The organism is Cupriavidus sp. SK-3, assembly GCF_000611145.1.
GTDB lineage: Bacteria > Pseudomonadota > Gammaproteobacteria > Burkholderiales > Burkholderiaceae > Cupriavidus.
On sequence record NZ_JFJV02000125.1, the window covers coordinates 99,723 to 119,659 of the forward strand.

Below are 19,937 nucleotides of genomic sequence, written 5' to 3' on the forward strand. Positions count from 1 at the left end.
TGCCGCGCTGGTGCGGCGCGGCAGGCCTCTTCGTCTGCGTCATATCGGCTCCTTGCTGAACGCCATCGGGACGCGGCCGGATCCGTTGCGGGCCGCCCCGCCCTCGAACTCCTCATTGCCCGCGTCACCGCCGCCAGGCTCCGCTTGCGGCACGCGCAGGTCGCGCGCGCTCACGGCCGCGCCAGTGAAACTGCCCTGCCCCAGCACGATGCCGGCCGCCTGCAGCCGCTCGGCGTTCTCGGCATTCTCCAGCCGGCGCCCGATCAGGGTCACGCCGGCGCTGTCCGCGCTGGCCTGCAACCCGGCAAGCTGCCGGTCGGTCCAGTTGCGGCGCATGTCCAGCTTGAGCCAGTCGGGCAAGGCATGCGCCATCAGCGCACCCGCCTCGGCGGGGTCAGATGCCTGCAGGCTGACGGCAAAGCCGTTGCGGCGATAGTTGCCCACCACATGCAGCAGCAGCGGCAGATCGTCGTTGGCGCTGGCCGGCACCTGGATCACGAACCGTTCGAGCGGCAGTCCCAGCGATTGCAGCGCGCGCCGGAAGGCCGAGCCATGATCGTCGGCCACCGCCGCCAGCAGCCGGTTATGCACATTGAGCACCAGCTTGCGCTCGCCATCGGCTGCGAAATAATTGATGGCGTGCACCAGCCGCGAGAGGCGGTCCAGCGACACCAGCGAGGCATCGTCCGCCGCCATCGCGAACAGCTTCCACGCCGCCAGGCCGACACCGTCGCCGGCATAGGTGCGCAGCGTGCCCTCGTGCGCCACCACGTCGTGGCTGGACAAGGTAATGAGCGGCTCGAAGGCACTGGTCAGCGAACAGTTGTAGAACTGGCCCTGCACCTGCCCACGCTCGTCTCGCCAAAGCTGACGATCGCTCTCGGGCCGGCGAGGCAGCCCTTCCAGGTAATGGGTGAGTGCCGCCAGTCCCGCGCCTGTTTCGTTCGCGCTTGCCATTGCTATTTCCTTTGCGTTGCGCTTGCGCCTCGGGCGAGGCCTCAAAGCTTGGCCAGGGACACCTCGGTAGCCTTCACCAGGGCAACGACTTCGCTGCCGATGGTGAGACCGAGATCCTTGACCGAGCGGGTGGTGATGACCGAGGTGACGATGCCGGCCGGCGTCTCGACGTCGACCTCCGAGACCACCGGGCCTTCGATGATGGCGGCTACCTTGCCGCGGAACTGGTTGCGTACGTTGATCGCCTGAATGCTCATGATAGAAGTTCCTTTGCGTGAGTGAAAATGAAGATTGCGTAAAACTTTGATTCAGCGCCTTGCGTGGTGAACCGCGATGAGTGACGTTGCACGCTCAAACGTGCCGCTGCTACGCCGCGGGTTGCACCGGGTTCATGCAATTGCGCCGGCACGACTGGACTGTTGTCTCAAACTTGTTTGCAACCTGGTTTGCTGTCTTGCCTTCTGCGTGATCCGCCTGCCTGCACTCGCTGATCCGGCCACTGGCTAGATCGCCCAGCGCACCGAATCGGCCGTGCGCGCAACCGACCAGTCCACCGCGGGCACCAGTGCCTGGCCATACCCGACGGCGTCGGCCGCCACTGCCTCGTCGCGTTGCATGACCCGCCGCAGCACCGCATCCTCCAGTTGCGCGAAAGCGGCCGAGCCACGCTGGCGCGGCCGTGGCAACGCCACGCGCTGGTCCAGCGCAATGCGCCCGTCTTCGATCAGCACCACGCGGTCGGCCAGCGCTACCGCCTCCGAGACATCGTGCGTGACCAGCAGCGCCGTAAAGCCCAGGCGTTGCCACAGCGATTCGATCAGCCCCTGCATCTCGATGCGCGTCAGCGCGTCGAGCGCGCCCAGCGGTTCGTCCAGCAGCAACAGCCGCGGGTGATGCACCAGCGCGCGCGCCAGAGCGACGCGCTGGCGCTGTCCGCCCGACAGGCGCGCGGGCCATTCGCCCGCACGCTCGGCCAGGCCGACCTGCCCCAGGACCCTGGCGGCATCGGCCAGCCTTGAGCGAGGCAGGCCCAGCGCCACGTTGTCCAGCACCTTCTTCCACGGCAGCAAGCGTGCGTCCTGGAACATCACACGGACCGCCTCGCGCTGCTTGCGGCCCGGGCCATCGTCAAGCGTCACGGCGCCGCCGTCGCTGTCTTCCAGGCCCGCCACCAGCCGCAGCAAGGTGCTCTTGCCGCAGCCGCTGCGGCCCACGATGGCGAGGAACTCGCCGGGGGCGGCCTGCAGGTCGATGCCGTGCAGCACCTCGCGCCCGCCGTAGCGCTTCACTACCTGCTGCACGCGCAGCGACAGTCCGTTGCCGGCTTTACTCGCCGGCACTTCCGCCAGCGCAGCCTGTTCGATCGGGTTGCTTTGCATTTCGTGTTCTCCTTGGGCCGCGGGCTCAGTGCGCCTGGTAGCCGGGGTGCCAGCGCAGCCAGAAACGTTCCAGCCCGCGCGACAGCAAGTCAGCCAGCTTGCCCAGCAGCGCGTAAAGCAGGATGCCCACCAGCACCACATCGGTCTGCAGGAACTCGCGCGCATTCATGGTCATGTAGCCGATGCCCGACTGGGCCGATATGGTCTCGGCCACGATCAGGATCACCCACATCAGGCCGAGCGAGAAACGCACGCCGACCAGGATGTTGGGCAAGGCACCCGGCAGGATCACCTCGCGGTAAAGGCGCCAGCCCGACAGGCCGTAGCTCCTCGCCATCTCGATCAGGCCCGGATCGACCGAACGGATGCCGTGGTAGGTGTTCAGGTAGATCGGGAAGAACACGCCCAGCGCGACCAGGAACAGCTTGGCTGTCTCGTCGATGCCGAACCACAGGATCACCAGCGGAATCAGGGCCAGCGTGGGAATGTTGCGCACCATCTGCAGGGTGCTGTCGAGCAGCGTCGCGGCCGGGCGGAAGGTGCCGGTGAGCAGCCCCAGCAACAGCCCGAAGCCGCCACCGATGGTGAAACCAAGCACGGCGCGCCAGCTGCTGACCCATACATGGCGCCACAGCTCGCCCGTGATGGCCAGGCCCCAGGCAGCCTTCACTACATCGAAGGGCGCGGGCAGGATGCGATTGGACAGCCAGCCGTACTGTGAAGCCAGCTGCCACACCACGATCAGCAGCACTGGCACAGCCCAGGGCGCGGCCGGGCCAAGCACCTTGTTCAGCCAGTCGGCGCGGCGCGGCGGGAGCGTGAGGGGAGCGGACATGTCGGCCTCCTTCAGCGCTGCGCCGCGCGCGGCACGATGCCAGTCGCCATGACTTCCCCGAAGGGCCCCGACAACACCTTGCCCGGCAGCTTGTCGCGCACCGAACGCGGCAACAGAGGGAACACCAGTTCGGCGAAGCGGTAGGCTTCCTCCAGGTGCGGGTAGCCGGACAGCACGAACGTATCGATGCCCAACTCCGCATACTCCTGCATGCGCGCCGCCACGGTGTGCGGATCTCCCACCAGCGCGGTGCCCGCGCCGCTTCGCACCAGGCCCACGCCGGCCCACAGGTTCGGGCTGATCTCCAGCTCCGCGCGGCTGCGCTCGCCGCCGCCGGCATGCAGCGCGGCCATGCGGCGCTGGCCTTCGGAATCCATCCTGGCGAACACGGCCTGCGCGCGCGCCACGGTATCGTCGTCGAGCTTGCTGATCAGCCTGCCGGCGGCGGCCCAGGCTTCGTCATCGGTCTCGCGCACGATCACGTGCAGGCGGATGCCGAACCTGACCGAGCGCCCATGGCGCGCAGCACGCCGGCGCACGTCGGCGATCTTCTTCGCCACCTCGGCGGGTGGTTCGCCCCACGTCAGGTAGGTGTCCACCTGCTCGGCGGCCAGCTCATGCGCGGCATCCGAGGAGCCGCCGAAATACACCGGCGGATGCGGCCGTTGCAGCGGCGGGAACAGGACTCTGGCGCCCTTGACCCTGAGGTGCCTGCCTTCGTAATCGAGTTCGGCGCTTTCATGGCTGGCGGCCAGCACCTCGCGCCAGATGCGGATGAACTCGGCCGAGGCTTCGTAGCGTTCGGCGTGGTTCAGGAACAGGCCGTCGCCCTCCAGTTCCGACGCGTCGCCGCCGGTCACCAGGTTCACCAGCAAGCGGCCACCCGAGAGACGGTCGAAGGTCGCCGCCATGCGCGCGGCCAGCGTGGGCGCCATCAGGCCGGGACGCAAAGCCACCAGGAAGCGCAGGCGGCGGGTGACCGCGGCCAGCGTGGAGGCCACCACCCAGGGGTCCTCGCAGGAGCGGCCGGTGGGAATCAGCACGCCTTCGTAGCCCAGCGTATCGGCGGCGGTGGCGATCTGCTTCAGGTAATCGAGATTGACCTCGCGCGCCCCTTCCGAGGTGCCGAGGTAGCGGCTGTCGCCGTGCGTGGGGATAAACCAGAAAACTTGCATGCCTTTGCCTCTTCAGCTTGTCTTGTTGATCTCGTCCGTTCGGGATGACGGCATTGCGGGATTCCGCGCAGGCGCAGTGCCTGCCGTCGCGGCGTGCATGGCTGCCGCCCTGCCCTCTTTCGCCATGCCCAGGCCCAGCGCGAGCAAGGCGGCGCCCAGTCCGCCAGTGAGCAAGGCCACGATCAGCACATGGCGCAGGGGAGCGCGGCGCACGGCGTGGCCCTGTTTGCCGGCCTCGCTCAACGCTGTGCCTGCCAGGCGGCCTCCGCCACATTGACCGGCGCCTCCGCCTGCGCGCGGCCGGGCAGCAGCGCGTAGGCCAGACCCGTGGCTGCCACCAGCGCTGCCAGGACCAGGCGGCGCTTCAGGTTGCCGGTGCCCGCAACGCGCTGGCGTCGCGCGCCGTTGCCGGATGGCGTTCCCTGAATATCGCGTTCGTCGGAATGCGTGAAGGCTGGCGAGTTCATATCGATGTTCCTGTGCAAGATGCAAACGCGATCGCTCCGGCAGCGTGCGGGTGCACGCTGCCCCGCCGGCCTGCAAGGCAGACGGCGCAGCAATCACGGATAAGGCGGGTTCTCCCCTGGCGGCGCTCGCGCGCCCGCATCAACTCAGGCGGAACATCGCTCGGCCGGCTCAGGGCGCTGTGCGGCACGACCGAAGGTGCCAGGCAGTACGTCCGGCGGCGGCAGGTCCGGGGGCGTCTTGAGCAGGCCGCCATAGGCAGCCTTGTAGACCGGGGAGGCAAGGGTCACCACCTGGGCCTCGGCCACCGCGCGGATGGCCGCGGCGATATCGGGATCGTCCACCCTGGCCGCCATCAGCGCCGCGGGCGGAAGCTCGCGCAGCGCCAGGTGGCTGGTGCGTTCGCCGGCGGCTTCGAGCCCGCTGCGCAGATGCGCCAGCAGGTGCCCGGAACGCGACGGGGCGGACGGACTGCCGGACAGGGTCAGGATGGACATCGGGCTTCCTTCTCAACTGAATGGCGAATGGTGCGGCGGACGCAGTTCGCGCCCGCCCATGCCGCTGATTACTTCTTGCCGGGCTGGTAGACCTGGTCGAACGAACCACCATCGGCGAAGTGCGCTTTCTGCGCCTTCTGCCAGCCGCCGAAGGCCTCGTCGATGGTGAACAGCTTGACCTTGGGGAAATTGGCCGCGTACTTGGCCGCAATCTTTTCCGAAATCGGTCGGTAGTAATTCTTCGCCGCGATTTCCTGGCCCTCGTCGGTGTACAGGAACTGCAGGTAGGCCTCGGCCACCTTGCGCGTGCCCTTCTTGTCCACCACCTTGTCGACCACCGCCACCGGCGGCTCGGCCAGGATCGAGATCGACGGCGCGACGATATCGAACTTGTCCGGACCCAGTTCCTTGATCGCCAGGATCGCCTCGTTCTCCCAGGCAATCAGCACGTCGCCCAGGCCGCGCTCGACAAAGGTCGTGGTGGCGCCGCGAGCGCCGGAGTCCAGCACCGGCACGTTCTTCAGCAACTGGCCGACAAACTCCCTGGCCTTCTGCTCGTTGCCACCCGGCTGGCGCAGCGCGTAGCCCCAGGCAGCCAGGTAGTTCCAGCGCGCGCCGCCCGAGGTCTTCGGGTTCGGCGTGATCACCTGCACGCCCGGCTTGACCAGGTCGTTCCAGTCCTTGATGCCCTTGGGGTTGCCCTTGCGCACCAGGAACACGATGGTCGATGTATAGGGCGAGGCATTGTGCGGCAGGCGCTTCTGCCAGTCCGCCTTGAGCAGACCCTTCTCGGCAATGGCGTCGATGTCGTAGCCCAGCGCCAGCGTGACCACATCCGCATCCAGCCCGTCGATCACCGAACGCGCCTGCTTGCCCGAGCCGCCGTGCGACTGGCGGATGGTCAGCGCGTCGCCACCCTTGGCCTTCCAGGCCTTGGCGAAGGCGGCATTCACGTCCACGTACAGTTCCCGCGTCGGGTCGTACGAAACATTCAACAGGTTGGTGTTGGCCCAGGCGGTCTGGGTGGAACCGATCACGGCCAGTGCCGCGAATCCGATGGCCAGCTTGCGAATCATCTGTCTTGCTCCCGTCTTGTCGTCGTGAATTGGCGGCTGCGCGCCTCGTTTCATGGCCCTCCTTGTGTGGGAAGGCTTGTGTCAGGGAAGAAGACTACCGAGGGGGCTAAGTGAAAGGAACGAATGGTTTCGCCGATCCTTGCACGTTTTCCGCATAAGATTCGGCGGAAATATGGGCATGCCGCAGGGGTACTGTCGAAACCGTCAGTCCTGCTGCGAAGTCCCAGAGACTGGCGCACCGCCTAACACATCCGGACCCGGCATGCGCCGCGTTCCCATCATCCCTGCGGGGAAGATCTGGCCGAAAAGCGTCACCGCCCATATCCCTGCTCTCTTCAACAACGAGAGGCCGCGGGGGGCGCCCGCGTGCTACAGGTAGTGCCGTAGGTTTGCCGCCACAACGCAAATGCGTATAATTCTCATTTGCAGATCATCCGCTGATGTGAAGGCAGATCACCCCACGGTATAGCAACCAAGGGGCTTTCCACGGGAAGGCCTTGGCATAGCGGAATGCCGTGGCTGCCATCCACACGACGCCAAGTGCCTGAAGTTCCTGGACCCTTTGAAGGTCCGTTCCGCCGGCAATGGGCCGCTTGCCCGGGATACAGCGATTTCGAAGGCTGGGGCGTCGTTGTCCGCACCGCACCTCAAGCTGCCCGGTTTTCATATTCAGCACCACTCATTGATGCCAAACGTGGAGGGACATAGCCTAACCTCAGCATCACAACCCCAGTAGATTGAATTATCGAATCCTTTAATCTGTTTCAACAAACACATTCCATGATTTCCAACTTATCCACCATGAAAAATCTTATCCTCAACTTGATATTATTACAAACCATTACCCAGGCCATCGCCAGCACAACCATCGATCAGATTGGCCGCGACAAGGAGAAATTGGCCAACACAAAAAACTTCTCCCTCGGGATGGTTGGATTTTCCGGACACATCAGTGAAAACGAGAATGTCTACAGAAAAATACTAAAAAGCGAATTCGCAAAGGATACTTTTACAGACATAATAAGATCCGAGGAATCCACGAATGAAGCAAAACTCTATGCCGCGTGTGGACTTCGCACGCTATCGCCTCTTCTATTCAAGAAGGAAACCCTCAACATCCTTCAAAATGACGGCTCAGCCAGCGTATTAAGGGCAGATATCCTTAACAAGGAGAAAATGAAAGATCTAATTGAATCAATTGACAAATACGGCTGCAATCAAATATCAAAATAAGAAAGACCTAAAATCACTTGCCGAAACTGAGTTCCTGCAACTGGCTGCAGCCATGAACTTAGACGGCGACGCCATGTCCACCAACCTCCCATCCTGGCGCGATCACATAGCGCGCGGGCATCGGCAGCGTCCAGCATTCGTCGCCATTGAAGGTGGGCGGGTCATACTTGAGTTGCTTGCAGAGCGCCACCAGGTAGTCCAGTATGACGCTTGCCGATGTAGGGCTGCGCCTTATTCCAAACACACCGGCGCATTTGCTAGCATCTGCCATCGTCTCGCCGGCCCGTTCCGGCTGGCCACCCGTCCCACCTGCAACTGGTTCCAGGCGTCACCTGAACACCTCGCTTTCCAGGCGACATGCCTTTTGAAGTGAAACGCAGCAAAACAAGACCAATCCGGGAGAAGACAGACCATGAACACCAGGACACTGAGCATGCTTGCGGGCGCCGGGCTATGGCTCGCCTCTGCCGCCGCGCTGGCGCAGGGCAGCGGCCTTACGCGTACCCTTGTCGGCAAGGAGGACGTTTCCGTGCCGGGGCGGGAGGCTGTGGTGGCACGGGTGGAGGTGGCGCCCGGCGCCTATGCGGGACGGCATACGCATCCGGGCGACGAGGTCAGCTACATATTGGCAGGCCAGGCCGAACTCCTGATCGACGGGCAGCCGCCGCGGGTCGTCAAGGCGGGCGAGTCGTTCGTGGTTCCTGCCGGGGTCGTGCATGACGCGCACAATCCCGGCACTGCGCCGGTCAGCCTGGTCGGCGTGTATGTGGTCGAGAAGGGCAAGCCGCTCGCGACGCCCGCGCCCTGATATCCCCGTGGCGGCATCGGGCCACTTTTGCCTCCCCCGCGATTCCGCGCACGGTCGATCGGACGGCAACTGGTTGTGCGCGCGCGCTCGATGCGCCCGCGCATCCGGCATGAGGCTCGCCACATAAAAAAGCCCGCCCCACTTGCGTGGCGCGGGCCAAGTTTCCGTATTCTGGAAACGGGTAGACAAGTCATGAAGAGCGCCCCCGCATCTCCATGACGGAAACCATCTTATCCGGACTGGCCGTTGCGGCACTTGACCCATGTCAAACGGATCGCACGTGCCGGAGAACCCCCTCTGCAGGCACGATTTCCGTGGGCGCGGCCATCGGCCGGAGATGGCCTACGCCGCATCGTCCAGCTTGACCGCAAAGCCGCGCTGTACCCCTGGCCGGGCGAACAAGGCGTCGTACCAGCGCCGGATATTGGGAAAGCGATCGAGCGAAATCTGATGGCGCTCATGCCGCCATGCCCACCCGAGGATGGCGAAATCCGCCACGGAGAGCTCGCCCGCGACGAATTCCACTTCCGCCAGCCGCCGGTCAAGCACGCCGTAAAGACGGTTGGTTTCCTCTGAATAGCGCTTGAGCCCATAGTGCCGGTCAGCCTCCGGCTCCACAGTGCGGAAGTGATGGACTTGTCCCGGCATGGGCCCGAAGCCGCCCATCTGCCACATCAGCCACTCCAGTACCGGTACCCGGTCGCGCAGGGATGCTGGCAGGAATTTGCCGGTCTTCTCGCCGAGGTAGAGCAGGATCGCGCCGGATTCGAACACGCTGATCGGCTGGCCGCCGGGACCATCGGGATCGACGATGGCCGGAATCCGGTTGTTAGGACTGATGCGCAGGAAGTCCGCCTGGTGCTGCTCGCCCTTGGTGATGTTCACCGTCTTGACGGTGTACGGCAAGGCCATTTCCTCGAGCGCGACGCTGATCTTGCGTCCGTTCGGCGTGTTCCATGTGTGCAGGATGATGGTCATGGGAGTCGGTAGATGATGAGGGGGTTCGCCCTGGCTTGCGCCCGGCTCAGCTCAGCGGCACGCCAACGTGCTGCCGGAAGCCGGCGCGCCCGCCGATGCCCTGGTACCAGCGGTCCAGGTCCGGCATTGCGGGGCGGTCGACCTGGGCGTCGAGGCCGTACCAGCGGCGCGCGTAAGCGCCCAGCACCAGGTCAGCCAGCGTGAACGCGCCGCCCTCGAGAAAATCGCGGCCTTGCAGCTGCCGGTCGATCATCCGCCACAGGCCCGCCACGGTGGCGGCGTCGGCATTCAGGCGCGCCACGTCGCGCTCTGCGGCCGGCGTTCGCACATAACCCCAGAATACCGGCCTTTCCGCCGGCTGCAAGGTCGGAAGGGACCAGTCCAGCCAGCGGTCCACGCTTGCGCGCACCTTCGGCTCGGCAGGGTACAGCGTGGCGCCCTTCCCGTACTGCATGGCAAGGTAGCGCAGGATCGAATTCGACTCCCACAACACAAAGCCGTCATCGATGATCGTAGGGACGCGCCCGTTCGGATTCAACGCAAGATACTCGGGCCGGTCGTTGCCGCCGAATTGCATGCCGGCGTCGATCCGCTCGAACGGCAGGCCGAGTTCGTCGCAACACCAAAGCACCTTCTGCACATTGACCGAATTCGCCCTGCCCCAGATCGTCAGCATTCCATGCGTCCCCAGTGAAAACACCTTGTTCGCGGAAGACGTCAACGATACACCAGGCAAGGCCGCGCTGCCGGGACGCCGGGCGATGGCCGCTGGGCGTCCCGGTTTGGATATCGGGCTCAGTGCGAGAACAGCACGGGAATCGTCATGGTTTCCAGCAACGTCCGGGTTACGCCACCCAGCATCACCTCGCGGAACCTGTTGTGCCCATAGGCGCCGGCCACGATGAGATCGGCTTCCAGGTCGGCGGCTTCCGACAGCAGCCGCTCGCCCGCGTCGGCGAGGTCGGTCACGGGGAGGTTGCATACCGCCGCCGTCACGCCATGCGCCGCCAGCCAGGTCGCGGCGTACTGCGCAGGCGTATTCCAGGGGTCGCCGGCCTTGCCCGCCACCGTGCAAGTGACAATGGTCACGGCCTCGGCCTGGCGCAGAAATGGCAGCGCATCGTGGATGGCGCGTGCCGCCTCGCGCCCGCCGTCCCAGGCGATCAGCACGCGGCCGCCAACGGTCTTGAACCGGCCCACCCTGGGAATCGCCAGTACCGGCCGGCCACTGGCAAGCACGATGGATTCGACAAACCCCTCGGCCACGAAGGCCATCGGGTCCGCCGGGTCGGCCTGGCCGACCACCAGCAAGTCTGCCAGGCGCGCTTCGCGCTGGCCGATGGCCAGGGGAAGCCCGTCGAATGCCCGCCATTGCGCAGTGATCGGCAGCGCTTCCGTCGCGCCCTCGAAGCTGCGCCGCATGACCTCGACATCCTCCTCGTAACGTGCCTGAAGGGCATCGAGGTAGCGCGCGCCGTCGGGCAGCCGGTACACCCACGCGGGCTCGGGGCGGTGGCAGGCGAACATGCCGACCAGCGTGGCTTTGTGCCTGACGGCCAGCTGCGCGGCGATTTCGATGCGATGGTATGACCGCCGGCTGGGATCGAGAATCACCATGATGGTGGCGTAGGACATAAGAAGGCTCCCGCCCGTCGGCCGGGCTCGTGATCGCGTCAGAATGCACTGTAGCGCCTGCGCCGCACAGCGCGAGCGCTACCTGTCCGGTCGTTGCGCCAGGTCAATATGGCCGGGCCGCGGCCATCGGGCAACGCCGCACATGAAAATCCGCGGCAGTGCGAGCCGCGCTTCGATGCCTTCGCGATGCGCGCAACGGATGTCGGCATTCCGTGAACACCCGGCAGGCACGCCTACATGACGGCCATCCGCCCGTCGGCAAGCAATTGCGAGAACCAGCCGCCTGCCAGCGTGGCCAGTTCCTCTATCGCGGCGGGCTCCTCGAATACGCGGCCCTCGCCCGCCACCAGCCGCAGTTGCCGCGGACAGCGAAGGCTGGCGAACGCCAGGTCATTGATCCGGATGCCTTCCGGATCGCCGGCACCCACCACAAGAAGCGTAGGTACGGCCACCTTGCCCAGGGTGTCGGCGTCGGCCAGGTCCACTCGCCCCGCGGCGAGCACGAGCGTGTGCAAATCCGCGCCCGCGTCTCCCGCCAGCTTCAACGCGGCGGCGGCGGCGGTGCCGGTGCCAAAGCAGCCGACGGGCAGCACCGGCAAGCGCAGCCGCGTGCGAACGTAGCCCGGCACCGCTTGTATCACCGTTCGCAGCCGTCCGGCCAGCATGGCAATATCCTGGCGCTTTTCCGCCCGCATGGGCTCCCTAGGCCCGATCAGGTCCACCAGCAGCGTAGCCAGTCCCCTGGCGTTCAGTTTCCTCGCGACATACTGGTTGCGCACAGCGTGGTCGCCGCCCCCGCTGGCATGGACCATCAGCACCAGCCCTACCGGATTGCCGGGGGCGTCAAGCACGCCGTGAAGCCTGGTGCCGTCGCACGCAATGCCTACCGGCAAGCCATCGGCCAGGGCTCTTGCTCCGATGGCCTCGGCGTTGCGCGATTCAATGTCGCGCCACAACAGCGCGCGGACCTCCGCGTCGTCCACCTGCGGAAAGCGCTGGTAGGCATGGTGGATATCGGGATCCGTCCCGGCTGCCCGCAGGCACACGACCTCGTCGGCGCAGGCGCGGACCACCGCCAGGCCTTTTGGTGCGCCGATGGGAACGGCGCAAACCAGCCTGGCCGGCTGCTGCCTGCGCACGGTATGGATCGCCGCCATCATGGTGGCGCCAGTGCAGATCCCGTCATCCACCAGGATCACAACGCGGCCATGCGGGTCCAGCCGCGCGCGATGCGACGTGTAGATCGCGCATTGTTGCCGCAGCAGATCGAGCTTTGCCAGCCGCTCCTGCGCAAAATGGACGGGATCGGGCTGTCCCCCCGCCGGGCGCTCAACGGCGTAGGTCCAGCCGTTCTCCGTCACGGCGCCAATCGCGGCGACGGCGTTGTCCGGGCCGGCAAGCTTGCTGACCAGCATCACATCGAGATCGCCCTCCAGGGCGTCGGCAAGTCCGCGCCCGACAGCTACCCCGCCCTTCGGAATGGCAAGGATCAGGGGATGCTGGCCACGATAGGCGCGCAGCGCTTCAGCTAGCTGCACCGCGGCGTCCTCGCGGCTCTCAAAGCGGGCAACTAGCGGATTCATCAGATTAGCTCCTCTGCTGTGTGCCACGGCAGCGCGGCGCGGCTAGCGCCCAGAATAGCCCCCCGGTGGGGGTACCACTTGCGCTATGTCAAGGATTGGCAACAGCCGGTCTCAACGTGAAGCGCACCCTACTCACGTGCCCCTCCGGATACCAGAGCGTGTTCCATATCAGGCACTGCCAGTTCACCGGTGGTGCGTCTGGCGCCGGGAACGCTAGATTCGGCCCTTTACCAGCAATACGATGACGATCAGCAATACCAGTCCCAACAAGCCGCTGGGCGCGTAACCCCAGTTCCGGCTGTGCGGCCAGGCTGGCATTGCGCCGATCAGAACCAGTATCAAGAGAATTAACAGAATAGTCCCCAGCATTTCGCGCCCTCCTTGACTTCCAGCCGCTGCTTGTCAGGTCACTATATGTGGGCATCAAGCCTGGCAGTTGTCGTGTATCAAGCCGCGCGCAGGCGCGACGGGCAGCGTGCGATGGCGGCGCTGGCCCTGTCTTGCGCGGAGCTTCCCGATCAGGACATCGCGTCCATGACGCAAGCCGATGCCCTAAAGGACGGCGCCAGACAGTACACCGACGCCGGCGGTGACGGCCATGGCGAGAGCGCCCCAGAAGGTGACGCGTCCCGCGCCCGATATTCTGCTGGCACCGCCGACCTGCGCAGCGACGGCGCCTAGCGCGGCGAGAAAGATGAGCGACATTCCCGATACCCATGGCATCAGCCCGCGGCCAGGCGCCAGCCAGGCCACCACCAGCGGAAGGAACGCGCCGACGGCAAAGCTGGCGGCCGATGCCATGGCAGCCTGGATGGGTTGTGCGCTCAGCGCCTGCGAAATGCCGAGCTCATCGCGTGCATGGGCCGCCAGGCTGTCGTGTGCCATGAGTTGCGCCGCTACCTCCCTGGCAAGACCCGGCTCAAGCCCCCGCTCCACATAAATCGTCGCGAGTTCGTGCTGCTCTGCGGCGGGATCGGCATCCAGCTCTCCACGCTCCCGCCTCAGGTCGGCCTTCTCGGTGTCCACCTGCGAATGGACCGAGATATATTCCCCCGCGGCCATCGACATGGCTCCGGCCACCAGGCCCGCGATGCCGGTCATCAGGATGTTCGCCTGGCTCGCACTGGCGGCGGCGACGCCCAGCACCAGGCTGGCGGTCGAGACAATGCCATCATTGGCACCGAGCACCGCGGCGCGCAGCCAGCCTGTGCGATCAACCCGGTGACGTTCACTGTGGCGGGATAAGGACCTCATGGTGCAGCGGCCTCCGATATCGACTGCAGATGACCTGAGGATGCTACCTGCGAGGCCTCCCGGTTGCAACGAAGGCACCCGTTTCCCCGGCCATGCCTGCACGCGGATACGCATTCAGTCGATGGCAAAACGCCGCACCAGCCAGCCGCGCAGCGCATAGGTCAGACAGCAATAGCCAAGGAGAATCGGCAACAGCAGCACCCAGAACACGCCGGGGGGCGACACCAGCCCCAACGGCGCCGCCAGCGGCGAGTACGGCAGCCAGATGCCGGCCAGGCAGATCGCGACACCGGTGGTGATCAGCGCGGTACTGCCACGGCTTTGTATGAACGGGATCTTGCGGGTGCGGATCACATGGACGATCAGGGTCTGCGACAGCAGCGATTCCAGGAACCAGCCGGTCTGGAACAGGTGCTGCTGCGCTGGCGTACTCGCACCCAGCAGCCAATAAAGCGTGGCAAAGGTGACGTAGTCGAACAGCGAACTGATCGGACCGATGCACAGGATGTAGCGGCCGATCTTGCCGATCTCCCAGCGGCGCGGACGGCTGATGGCATCCTCGTCGACGTTGTCCGTCGGCAGCGCGGTCTGCGAGAAATCGTAGAGCAGGTTGTTCGTCAGCACCTGGATCGGCGCCATCGGCAGGAACGGCAGCCAGGCGCTTGCGCCGAGCACGCTGAACATATTGCCGAAATTCGAGCTGGCACCCATGCGCAGGTACTTGAGCAGGTTGGCAAAGACCTTGCGGCCTTCGATCACGCCGTCGTGCAGCACCAGCAGGCTCTTTTCCAGCAGGATGATGCTGGCCGATTCCTTCGCGATATCGGCGCCGCTGTCCACCGAGATGCCTACGTCGGCCGCCTTGAGCGCCGGTCCGTCGTTGATGCCGTCGCCCAGCACGCCCACCACGCGTCCGCGCGCCCGCAGGGCCTTGACGATGGCCGCCTTGTGCGCCGGCGCCAGCTTGGCGAAGAGCTGCGTGCGTTCGGCCAGTTCCCCCAGGGCTTGCGGCGAGAGCCCGTCGAGTTCGTGGCCGAGCACCGCGCGGTCCACGTCGATGCCGACTTCCCGGCAGATCTTGCGCGCGATCACCGGGCTGTCGCCGGTCAGCACCTTGACCTCGATGCCGCTGCCGCGCAGCGCCGCCAGCGCAGGCGCCGCGCTCTCCTTGGGCGGGTCGATGAAGGCGATATAGCCGAGCAGGATCAGCGCGGATTCGTCCGCCACCGAGTAGGGCTGCGTATCGGGTGCCGGCGGCAAGGGCTTGTAGGCGATCGCGATCACCCGGAAGCCATCTTCGTTGAGCGCATTGCAGACCGTCATCAGGGAATGGCGATGCGAATCATCCAGCGCAATGGCCTGCCCGCCAAGTTCAGCGCTGGCGCAGACTGCGTAGACCTCCTCCACCGCACCTTTGCAGACCAGCAGCCGGCCCTGCGGCCCATCCACCACCACCGACATGCGGCGCCGCTCGAAATCGAACGGCACCTCGTCGATCTTGCGATAGCCGCCCTGTTGCCGCAGCATTTCGCCCACCTCGTCATGGAAAAGCACCGCCTTGTCCAGCAGGTTGTGCAAACCCGACTGGTGGTAGCTGTTCAGGTAGGCGAATTCCAGCACGCGCGCGGTCTCCCGGCCAGCCAGGTCCACATGCTTTTTCAGGATGATGCGGTCCTGCGTCAGCGTGCCGGTCTTGTCGGTGCACAGCACATCCATCGCCCCCAGGTTCTGGATGGCGCTGAGGTGTTTCACGATCACCTTGCGGCGCGACATGGCAAGCGCGCCCTTCGCCAGGTTCACGGTCACCAGCATCGGCAACATCTCGGGGGTCAGCCCCACGGCGACGGCCACCGCAAACAGCAGCGCCTCCAGCCAGTCGCCCTTGGTCAGTCCGTTGATCAGGAACACCAGCGGCGCAAGGATCACGATCAGGCCGATCATCAACCGGGCGAAGCGCTGCAGGCCTTGCTCGAATACCGTGCCGGACGTCTCCTCCGACAGCGAGCGGGCGATGCCGCCGAACATGGCGCGCGGCCCGGTCAGCACCACCACTACGGTCGCGCTGCCGCTGACCACGGCCGTGCCCATCAGCACGATGTTCTCCAGCGTGCCGGGTTCGTCGCCGCTGGCGCTCTCGCGCGCGAATTTCTCCACAGGCAGCGATTCCCCGGTGAGGGCCGACTGGTTGACGAACAGATCCTTCGACGCCAGCAGCCTGGCATCGGCGGGGACAAGATCGCCCGCCGCCAGGTGGACGATGTCGCCCGGCACCAGCGCGCCGATCGGCAGTTCGCTGATGACGGGCGATGTCCCCGGCCCGGCCCGGCGCTGCGTGGCGGCGGTGGTATGGACCATGGCGCGCAGCGCTGCCGCCGCGCGTCCGGAGCGGCGCTCCTGCACGGTGGCCACGCCAACGCTGAGCATCACCATCACCGCGATCACGCCCGAGGCGTCGTAGTCGTGGATGACCGCCGATACCGCTGCCAGCGTCAGCAGCAGCACATTGAGCGGATTGAGCAGGCGGCGCAGCAGGTCGATCACCGCCGGACGCGGGCGCTCGTGCTCCACCAGGTTGGGACCATGGCTTTGCAGCCGCAATCCGGCCTCGGCGTGGGTCAGGCCTTCCAGGGTGGCGTCCAGTTGCTTGAGCAAGGCTGCCAGAGGCGTGCTGGCAGCCCGCAGCAACGCCTCCGGCATGCCGCTGGACGCGGGCACCGGGCCGCCCGGAGCGCCGGATGATGCGGGATGCCGGCGGCGCAGGCGGCCCACCGTCTCGCCAAGGTACCGGATGGCCCGGACGATCATCACGGCCGCCTCGCCTGCGCTTGCGCGGCACCGGCGTCCCAGCCCCCGCCCAGCGCCAGGAACAATGCCACGGTGTCCTGCAGCCGCTGGGTCCTGGCCTGCAAGTAGCCGATATCGGCCTGGTGGTACTGCGCGTTCGCCACCAGCACCTGCAGGTAGCCGGCGGTGCCGGCCTGGAAGTTGGCCTGCAACTCCTGCAGGGCCTCGAATGCGAGGTCCCGCGCCTGGCGCGTGGCGGCGACCAGTTCGCCGTCGTGCTCCAGCGCGCGCAGCGCATCGGCCACCTGCCCGAAGGCAGCCAGCACAACTTGCCGGTAGCCGGCCTGCGCGGCTTCCCACTGGGCCACGGCGGCTTGCCGCCGGTAATATAGTTCGCCACCGTGGAACAGCGGCGCCGCGATGCCCGCCCCGAGGCTCCAGACCGCGCTGTTGCCACCGAACAGGGAACCTATCTGCAGGCTGTCGCGGCCGTAGCCGGCGCTCAGGGTAACGGCGGGAAACATGGCGGCGGTGGCCACCCCCACGTCGGCACTGGCAACGTGAAGCTGCGCTTCGGCCAGCAGCACATCCGGACGGCGCCGGACCAGCTCCGCCGGCAGCAGCCGGGGAATGTCAGCCGGCAAGCGCAAGGTCTCCAGCGTCACGGCAACGGGGTCGCCCTCGGCCGGGTAATGGCCCGACAGGGTCGCCGCCAGGTGATCCGCCTGCTCCAGCCGCTGCCGCAGCGGCGGCAGCGTCGCCTCCAGCGAGGCAAGCTGCACCGCCAGGCTCAGCTCGCTGACGTGCGCGGCGGTCCCGGCCTGCACCTGCGCGCCCGTAATCTCGACCTGCTCGCGCACCAGCGCCGCCAGCTCGGTGGTGGCCTGGATCTGGGCGGCGTAGCCGGCCTGGGCGATCACCGTGTTGACCAGGTTGCCGGTCAGCACCAGGTAGGTGGCGCCCAGCATCTGCCGCTGCAGGTCGACCTGCGCGGACAGCGCCTCGACCGCGCGCCGGTTCAGGCCGAACAGGTCGAGCGTGTAGCTCACGGTGGCAGTCAGCGAGAACAGGTTGAAGACGCTGGAGGGAACGGCCTGGCCAAAGCGGACCGGCGTGGCCGCCTGCCGCGTGGCCCCGGCGGTGGCGTCCAGCTGCGGATAGAACACGCCCGCACCGGCGCGCATGGCGGCCTCGCTCTGCCGCAGGTTGGCCTGCGCCGCCTGCAGCGTGGGGTTGCCAGCCAGCGCCTCGTCCATAGCGCCGTCCAGCGCGGCGCTGCCGAACATGCGCCACCAGTCCGCCGGCAGCGCGGCCGCATCGGTGAAGCGCTGCGAGACGCCATCGCCGGCCGGCGTCTGCGCCGCGTCTCCCCCGCGCGTGAAGCTGGCCGGCACGGCCGGGTCGGGGCGCACGAAATCCGGCCCCACGGCGCAGCCGCCCAGCAAGGCAAGGACCGCCGCGATCCCGGGCAGCGCACGGCGCCTCACGATGCGCCGCCCACGTAGACATCGACCAGCTGGCCCGGATAGACATTGACGTCGGGCGGCGGGCTGAACTTGAACAGCAAGGGCAGCACGCGCACGTCCACGCGCTCGGTGCGCTGGTCGGAAAGCTGGATCTTGGGCGTGACGTAAGGCTGCATGCGCAAGAACTCGAGCGCGATGCTGGTATTGGTGCCGCGCACGAACATCCTCGCCTGGATGCCCTTGCCCGCCTTGCCGCTGGGCAAGCGCTGCAGCAGGATCTCGTCGACATACACGCGCACCGCGAGCGTGCCGGGCGCGCTGCCCATGACCATCACGGGCGTGTTGCCCTGCGTGTAGGTGCCATAGGTGCCCAGCGAGGACACGAAGGCGCCCACCGCCGTATTGACCGACATCACCACGCCATCCACCGGCGCGCGGATCACGTACTTGCCGAGCAATGCCGCCGAGGCGGCAGCGGCCTTGCGCGAAGCGTCCACCTGCCGTTCCTGGTTACGGATATCGTAGACCCAGGCGCCGGCGCGCGTCAGCTCCAGCTGGCGGCGCGCCACGTCGAGGTTGCCGCGCGCCACGCGCACCGCGTTGGCTGCGTTGTCCATGGCGTCCTGGCTGACGGAACGGGCGTTGAGCGCATAGGATCGCTGCAGTTTGTCGAACTGGTCCTGGACTGTCTTCAGGCCCGCGGCACTCGCCTCCGCCTGCGCGCGCGCCACTTCCAGCGTCTCCTTGCGCGGTTGCGCCTTCAGTTGCGCCAGCGCGGCCTCGGCGGCCTCGGCCTGCGCCTGTTGCTGCGCCGCCAGCGCGCGCTGGACCGAATCTTCGATCACCAGCAGCTCCTCGCCCCGCCTGACCTCCTGCCCCTCACGCACGGGGATGCGCACCACCGTGCCCGCGACCTCGGGATAGAGGTTGATGTTGGCGCCGTTATCCTGGTAGCTCTCGATGATGCCGTTGGCGTAGATACCGCTCTTGTAGGGGTTGGCGGCGGGCTCGAACGCCGGCGGCAGCGGCGGCCTTTGCTGGGCGTAGAAGATGGCGGCCACCACGCCGGTCACGGCGCCTGCCACGGAGAGGATGAACAACCACCTGATCTTCATCCAGCCTCTCCCCGCTCGATGCGCTTGAGCCTGCCGTCTTCCATGTCGAGGATGCGGGTGGCCATGTCGAAGATGCGGGCATCGTGCGTGACGATGACGATGCAGCGATGCTCGTTGAGAATATGCGTCTTGACGAAAGCCATGATGGCGTGGCCGGTGTCTCCGTCGAGCGAAGCCGTGGGCTCGTCGAGGATCAGGATATCCGGCTGGCTGACAATGGCGCGCGCAATGGCCACGCGCTGCTGCTCTCCGCCGCTGAGCTTGATTGGCGGCAGCTGGGCACGGTTGGCCAGGCCGACGATCTCCAGGTAATGTTTGGCCTCGTTCAACGCATCGTTCCAGTCGCGGCCCTTGAGGATCAGCGGGATCGCCACGTTCTCCACGGTTGTCAGGCGCGGAAACAGGTGGAAGTCCTGGAACACGAAGCCGATCCTGGCGAGCCGGAATGCGGCCAGCGCGTCGTTGTCCAGCGTCCAGATGCTGGTGCCGTCGATCATCACCTCGCCGCCGTCCGGGCGCAGGATGCCGGAGATGACACTCAGCAGCGTGGTCTTGCCGCTGCCGGACGGGCCCACGATAAACAGGATTTCGCCGAAGTACGCCTCGAAGCTGACCTGCCGCAGCGCATTGGTCCGGGCCTCGCCTTCGCCGAACCACTTGTCCAGCGCCTTCGCGACAATCGCAACCCGCGGCATGC

Annotated in this window: 21 protein-coding genes and 1 pseudogene; 2 read left to right on the forward strand and 20 right to left on the reverse strand. The window is 66.3% G+C overall.

What is annotated here, in order from left to right; genetic code table 11:
* Nucleotides 1-39 precede the first annotated feature (39 nt).
* The 9 genes and pseudogenes from CF70_RS13025 to CF70_RS13065 all read right to left on the reverse strand — a co-directional run bounded on the left by CF70_RS13025 (nt 40) and on the right by CF70_RS13065 (nt 6,384).
* Complete coding sequence (locus CF70_RS13025) at nt 40-957, reverse strand: EAL domain-containing protein (protein WP_035865021.1); 918 nt, start codon at nt 955-957, stop codon at nt 40-42.
* Between the two features lie 41 nt (nt 958-998).
* The gene (locus tag CF70_RS13030; protein ID WP_006161487.1) at nt 999-1,214 is read right to left on the reverse strand and encodes a TOBE domain-containing protein; all 216 of its coding nucleotides are present in this window, start codon (nt 1,212-1,214) and stop codon (nt 999-1,001) included.
* A 246-nt stretch (nt 1,215-1,460) separates the two neighbouring features.
* Nucleotides 1,461-2,336, reverse strand: coding sequence for an ATP-binding cassette domain-containing protein (locus CF70_RS13035; RefSeq protein WP_035865023.1), 876 nt, complete (start codon nt 2,334-2,336; stop codon nt 1,461-1,463).
* A 25-nt stretch (nt 2,337-2,361) separates the two neighbouring features.
* Nucleotides 2,362-3,171, reverse strand: coding sequence for an aliphatic sulfonate ABC transporter permease SsuC (gene ssuC, locus CF70_RS13040; RefSeq protein WP_035865024.1), 810 nt, complete (start codon nt 3,169-3,171; stop codon nt 2,362-2,364).
* An 11-nt stretch (nt 3,172-3,182) separates the two neighbouring features.
* A complete protein-coding gene (ssuD, locus tag CF70_RS13045; protein ID WP_035865025.1) occupies nt 3,183-4,346 on the reverse strand; it encodes an FMNH2-dependent alkanesulfonate monooxygenase in 1,164 nt (387 codons plus the stop codon).
* Between the two features lie 12 nt (nt 4,347-4,358).
* Nucleotides 4,359-4,589, reverse strand: a complete 231-nt coding sequence (locus CF70_RS13050) for a hypothetical protein (protein ID WP_035865026.1) — start codon at nt 4,587-4,589, stop codon at nt 4,359-4,361.
* The gene (locus CF70_RS13055; protein ID WP_035865027.1) at nt 4,586-4,813 is read right to left on the reverse strand and encodes a hypothetical protein; all 228 of its coding nucleotides are present in this window, start codon (nt 4,811-4,813) and stop codon (nt 4,586-4,588) included. The genes CF70_RS13050 and CF70_RS13055 overlap by 4 nt, the downstream gene beginning before the upstream one ends.
* 216 nt (nt 4,814-5,029) lie before the next feature.
* Nucleotides 5,030-5,308: pseudogene (locus CF70_RS13060) on the reverse strand (NAD(P)H-dependent oxidoreductase); the annotation flags it as partial.
* Between the two features lie 68 nt (nt 5,309-5,376).
* Nucleotides 5,377-6,384: a sulfate ABC transporter substrate-binding protein gene (locus tag CF70_RS13065; RefSeq protein WP_035865028.1), complete on the reverse strand. Its 1,008-nt coding sequence runs from the start codon at nt 6,382-6,384 to the stop codon at nt 5,377-5,379.
* 801 nt (nt 6,385-7,185) lie between these two features.
* Between CF70_RS13065 and mchS3 the strand changes: the two genes are divergently transcribed.
* Nucleotides 7,186-7,617 (forward strand): MchS3 family protein, encoded by a 432-nt coding sequence (gene mchS3 / locus CF70_RS13070; protein WP_152561793.1) that lies wholly within the window; start codon nt 7,186-7,188, stop codon nt 7,615-7,617.
* A gap of 58 nt (nt 7,618-7,675) precedes the next feature.
* Here the strand turns inward: mchS3 and CF70_RS35975 are convergent, their stop codons facing one another.
* Nucleotides 7,676-7,888 (reverse strand): hypothetical protein, encoded by a 213-nt coding sequence (locus tag CF70_RS35975; protein ID WP_152561794.1) that lies wholly within the window; start codon nt 7,886-7,888, stop codon nt 7,676-7,678.
* A gap of 141 nt (nt 7,889-8,029) precedes the next feature.
* On the opposite strand from CF70_RS35975, the gene CF70_RS13075 reads away from it, so the two are divergent.
* Nucleotides 8,030-8,425 carry a cupin domain-containing protein gene (locus CF70_RS13075; protein ID WP_035865029.1) on the forward strand — a complete coding sequence of 132 codons (396 nt, stop codon included), beginning with the start codon at nt 8,030-8,032 and terminating at the stop codon, nt 8,423-8,425.
* 342 nt (nt 8,426-8,767) lie between these two features.
* On the opposite strand, the gene CF70_RS13080 is transcribed toward CF70_RS13075, so the two are convergent.
* From CF70_RS13080 to CF70_RS13125, 10 genes are all read right to left on the reverse strand, one after another.
* Nucleotides 8,768-9,403 carry a glutathione S-transferase family protein gene (locus CF70_RS13080; RefSeq protein ID WP_035865032.1) on the reverse strand — a complete coding sequence of 212 codons (636 nt, stop codon included), beginning with the start codon at nt 9,401-9,403 and terminating at the stop codon, nt 8,768-8,770.
* Between the two features lie 46 nt (nt 9,404-9,449).
* A complete protein-coding gene (locus CF70_RS13085) occupies nt 9,450-10,079 on the reverse strand; it encodes a glutathione S-transferase family protein (RefSeq protein WP_035865034.1) in 630 nt (209 codons plus the stop codon).
* Between the two features lie 119 nt (nt 10,080-10,198).
* Nucleotides 10,199-11,038 (reverse strand): universal stress protein, encoded by an 840-nt coding sequence (locus CF70_RS13090; RefSeq protein ID WP_035865036.1) that lies wholly within the window; start codon nt 11,036-11,038, stop codon nt 10,199-10,201.
* Nucleotides 11,039-11,271: 233 nt separating this feature from the next.
* Nucleotides 11,272-12,621, reverse strand: a complete 1,350-nt coding sequence (locus CF70_RS13095; RefSeq protein WP_035865038.1) for a phosphoribosyltransferase family protein — start codon at nt 12,619-12,621, stop codon at nt 11,272-11,274.
* Nucleotides 12,622-12,834: 213 nt separating this feature from the next.
* Nucleotides 12,835-12,990 (reverse strand): DUF3309 family protein, encoded by a 156-nt coding sequence (locus CF70_RS34870; protein WP_035865040.1) that lies wholly within the window; start codon nt 12,988-12,990, stop codon nt 12,835-12,837.
* Between the two features lie 183 nt (nt 12,991-13,173).
* Nucleotides 13,174-13,875 (reverse strand): VIT1/CCC1 transporter family protein, encoded by a 702-nt coding sequence (locus tag CF70_RS13105; RefSeq protein ID WP_035865042.1) that lies wholly within the window; start codon nt 13,873-13,875, stop codon nt 13,174-13,176.
* Between the two features lie 114 nt (nt 13,876-13,989).
* Complete coding sequence (mgtA, locus tag CF70_RS13110; RefSeq protein ID WP_035865112.1) at nt 13,990-16,572, reverse strand: magnesium-translocating P-type ATPase; 2,583 nt, start codon at nt 16,570-16,572, stop codon at nt 13,990-13,992.
* Between the two features lie 107 nt (nt 16,573-16,679).
* A complete protein-coding gene (locus CF70_RS13115; protein ID WP_051648362.1) occupies nt 16,680-18,146 on the reverse strand; it encodes an efflux transporter outer membrane subunit in 1,467 nt (488 codons plus the stop codon).
* The gene (locus CF70_RS13120) at nt 18,143-19,240 is read right to left on the reverse strand and encodes an HlyD family secretion protein (RefSeq protein ID WP_035865045.1); all 1,098 of its coding nucleotides are present in this window, start codon (nt 19,238-19,240) and stop codon (nt 18,143-18,145) included. The genes CF70_RS13115 and CF70_RS13120 overlap by 4 nt, the downstream gene beginning before the upstream one ends.
* A complete protein-coding gene (locus CF70_RS13125; protein ID WP_035865047.1) occupies nt 19,237-19,935 on the reverse strand; it encodes an ABC transporter ATP-binding protein in 699 nt (232 codons plus the stop codon). Before CF70_RS13125 ends, CF70_RS13120 begins: the two co-directional genes overlap by 4 nt.
* Between the last annotated feature and the right edge of the window lie 2 nt (nt 19,936-19,937).

Bases quoted from the DNA above. Each gene is read 5' to 3' on its own strand.
- CF70_RS13085 (WP_035865034.1), bottom strand. From the start codon at position 10,079: ATGCTGACGATCTGGGGCAGGGCGAATTCGGTCAATGTGCAGAAGGTG.
- ssuD (WP_035865025.1), bottom strand. From the start codon at position 4,346: ATGCAAGTTTTCTGGTTTATCCCCACGCACGGCGACAGCCGCTACCTC.
- CF70_RS35975 (WP_152561794.1), bottom strand. From the start codon at position 7,888: ATGGCAGATGCTAGCAAATGCGCCGGTGTGTTTGGAATAAGGCGCAGC.
- CF70_RS13105 (WP_035865042.1), bottom strand. From the start codon at position 13,875: ATGAGGTCCTTATCCCGCCACAGTGAACGTCACCGGGTTGATCGCACA.
- CF70_RS13080 (WP_035865032.1), bottom strand. From the start codon at position 9,403: ATGACCATCATCCTGCACACATGGAACACGCCGAACGGACGCAAGATC.
- mgtA (WP_035865112.1), bottom strand. From the start codon at position 16,572: ATGCCGGAGGCGTTGCTGCGGGCTGCCAGCACGCCTCTGGCAGCCTTG.
- CF70_RS13075 (WP_035865029.1), top strand. From the start codon at position 8,030: ATGAACACCAGGACACTGAGCATGCTTGCGGGCGCCGGGCTATGGCTC.
- CF70_RS13055 (WP_035865027.1), bottom strand. From the start codon at position 4,813: ATGAACTCGCCAGCCTTCACGCATTCCGACGAACGCGATATTCAGGGA.
- CF70_RS13120 (WP_035865045.1), bottom strand. From the start codon at position 19,240: ATGAAGATCAGGTGGTTGTTCATCCTCTCCGTGGCAGGCGCCGTGACC.
- CF70_RS13125 (WP_035865047.1), bottom strand. From the start codon at position 19,935: ATGCCGCGGGTTGCGATTGTCGCGAAGGCGCTGGACAAGTGGTTCGGC.
- CF70_RS13030 (WP_006161487.1), bottom strand. From the start codon at position 1,214: ATGAGCATTCAGGCGATCAACGTACGCAACCAGTTCCGCGGCAAGGTA.
- CF70_RS13090 (WP_035865036.1), bottom strand. From the start codon at position 11,038: ATGTCCTACGCCACCATCATGGTGATTCTCGATCCCAGCCGGCGGTCA.
- mchS3 (WP_152561793.1), top strand. From the start codon at position 7,186: ATGAAAAATCTTATCCTCAACTTGATATTATTACAAACCATTACCCAG.
- ssuC (WP_035865024.1), bottom strand. From the start codon at position 3,171: ATGTCCGCTCCCCTCACGCTCCCGCCGCGCCGCGCCGACTGGCTGAAC.
- CF70_RS13065 (WP_035865028.1), bottom strand. From the start codon at position 6,384: ATGATTCGCAAGCTGGCCATCGGATTCGCGGCACTGGCCGTGATCGGT.
- CF70_RS13035 (WP_035865023.1), bottom strand. From the start codon at position 2,336: ATGCAAAGCAACCCGATCGAACAGGCTGCGCTGGCGGAAGTGCCGGCG.
- CF70_RS13025 (WP_035865021.1), bottom strand. From the start codon at position 957: ATGGCAAGCGCGAACGAAACAGGCGCGGGACTGGCGGCACTCACCCAT.
- CF70_RS34870 (WP_035865040.1), bottom strand. From the start codon at position 12,990: ATGCTGGGGACTATTCTGTTAATTCTCTTGATACTGGTTCTGATCGGC.
- CF70_RS13095 (WP_035865038.1), bottom strand. From the start codon at position 12,621: ATGAATCCGCTAGTTGCCCGCTTTGAGAGCCGCGAGGACGCCGCGGTG.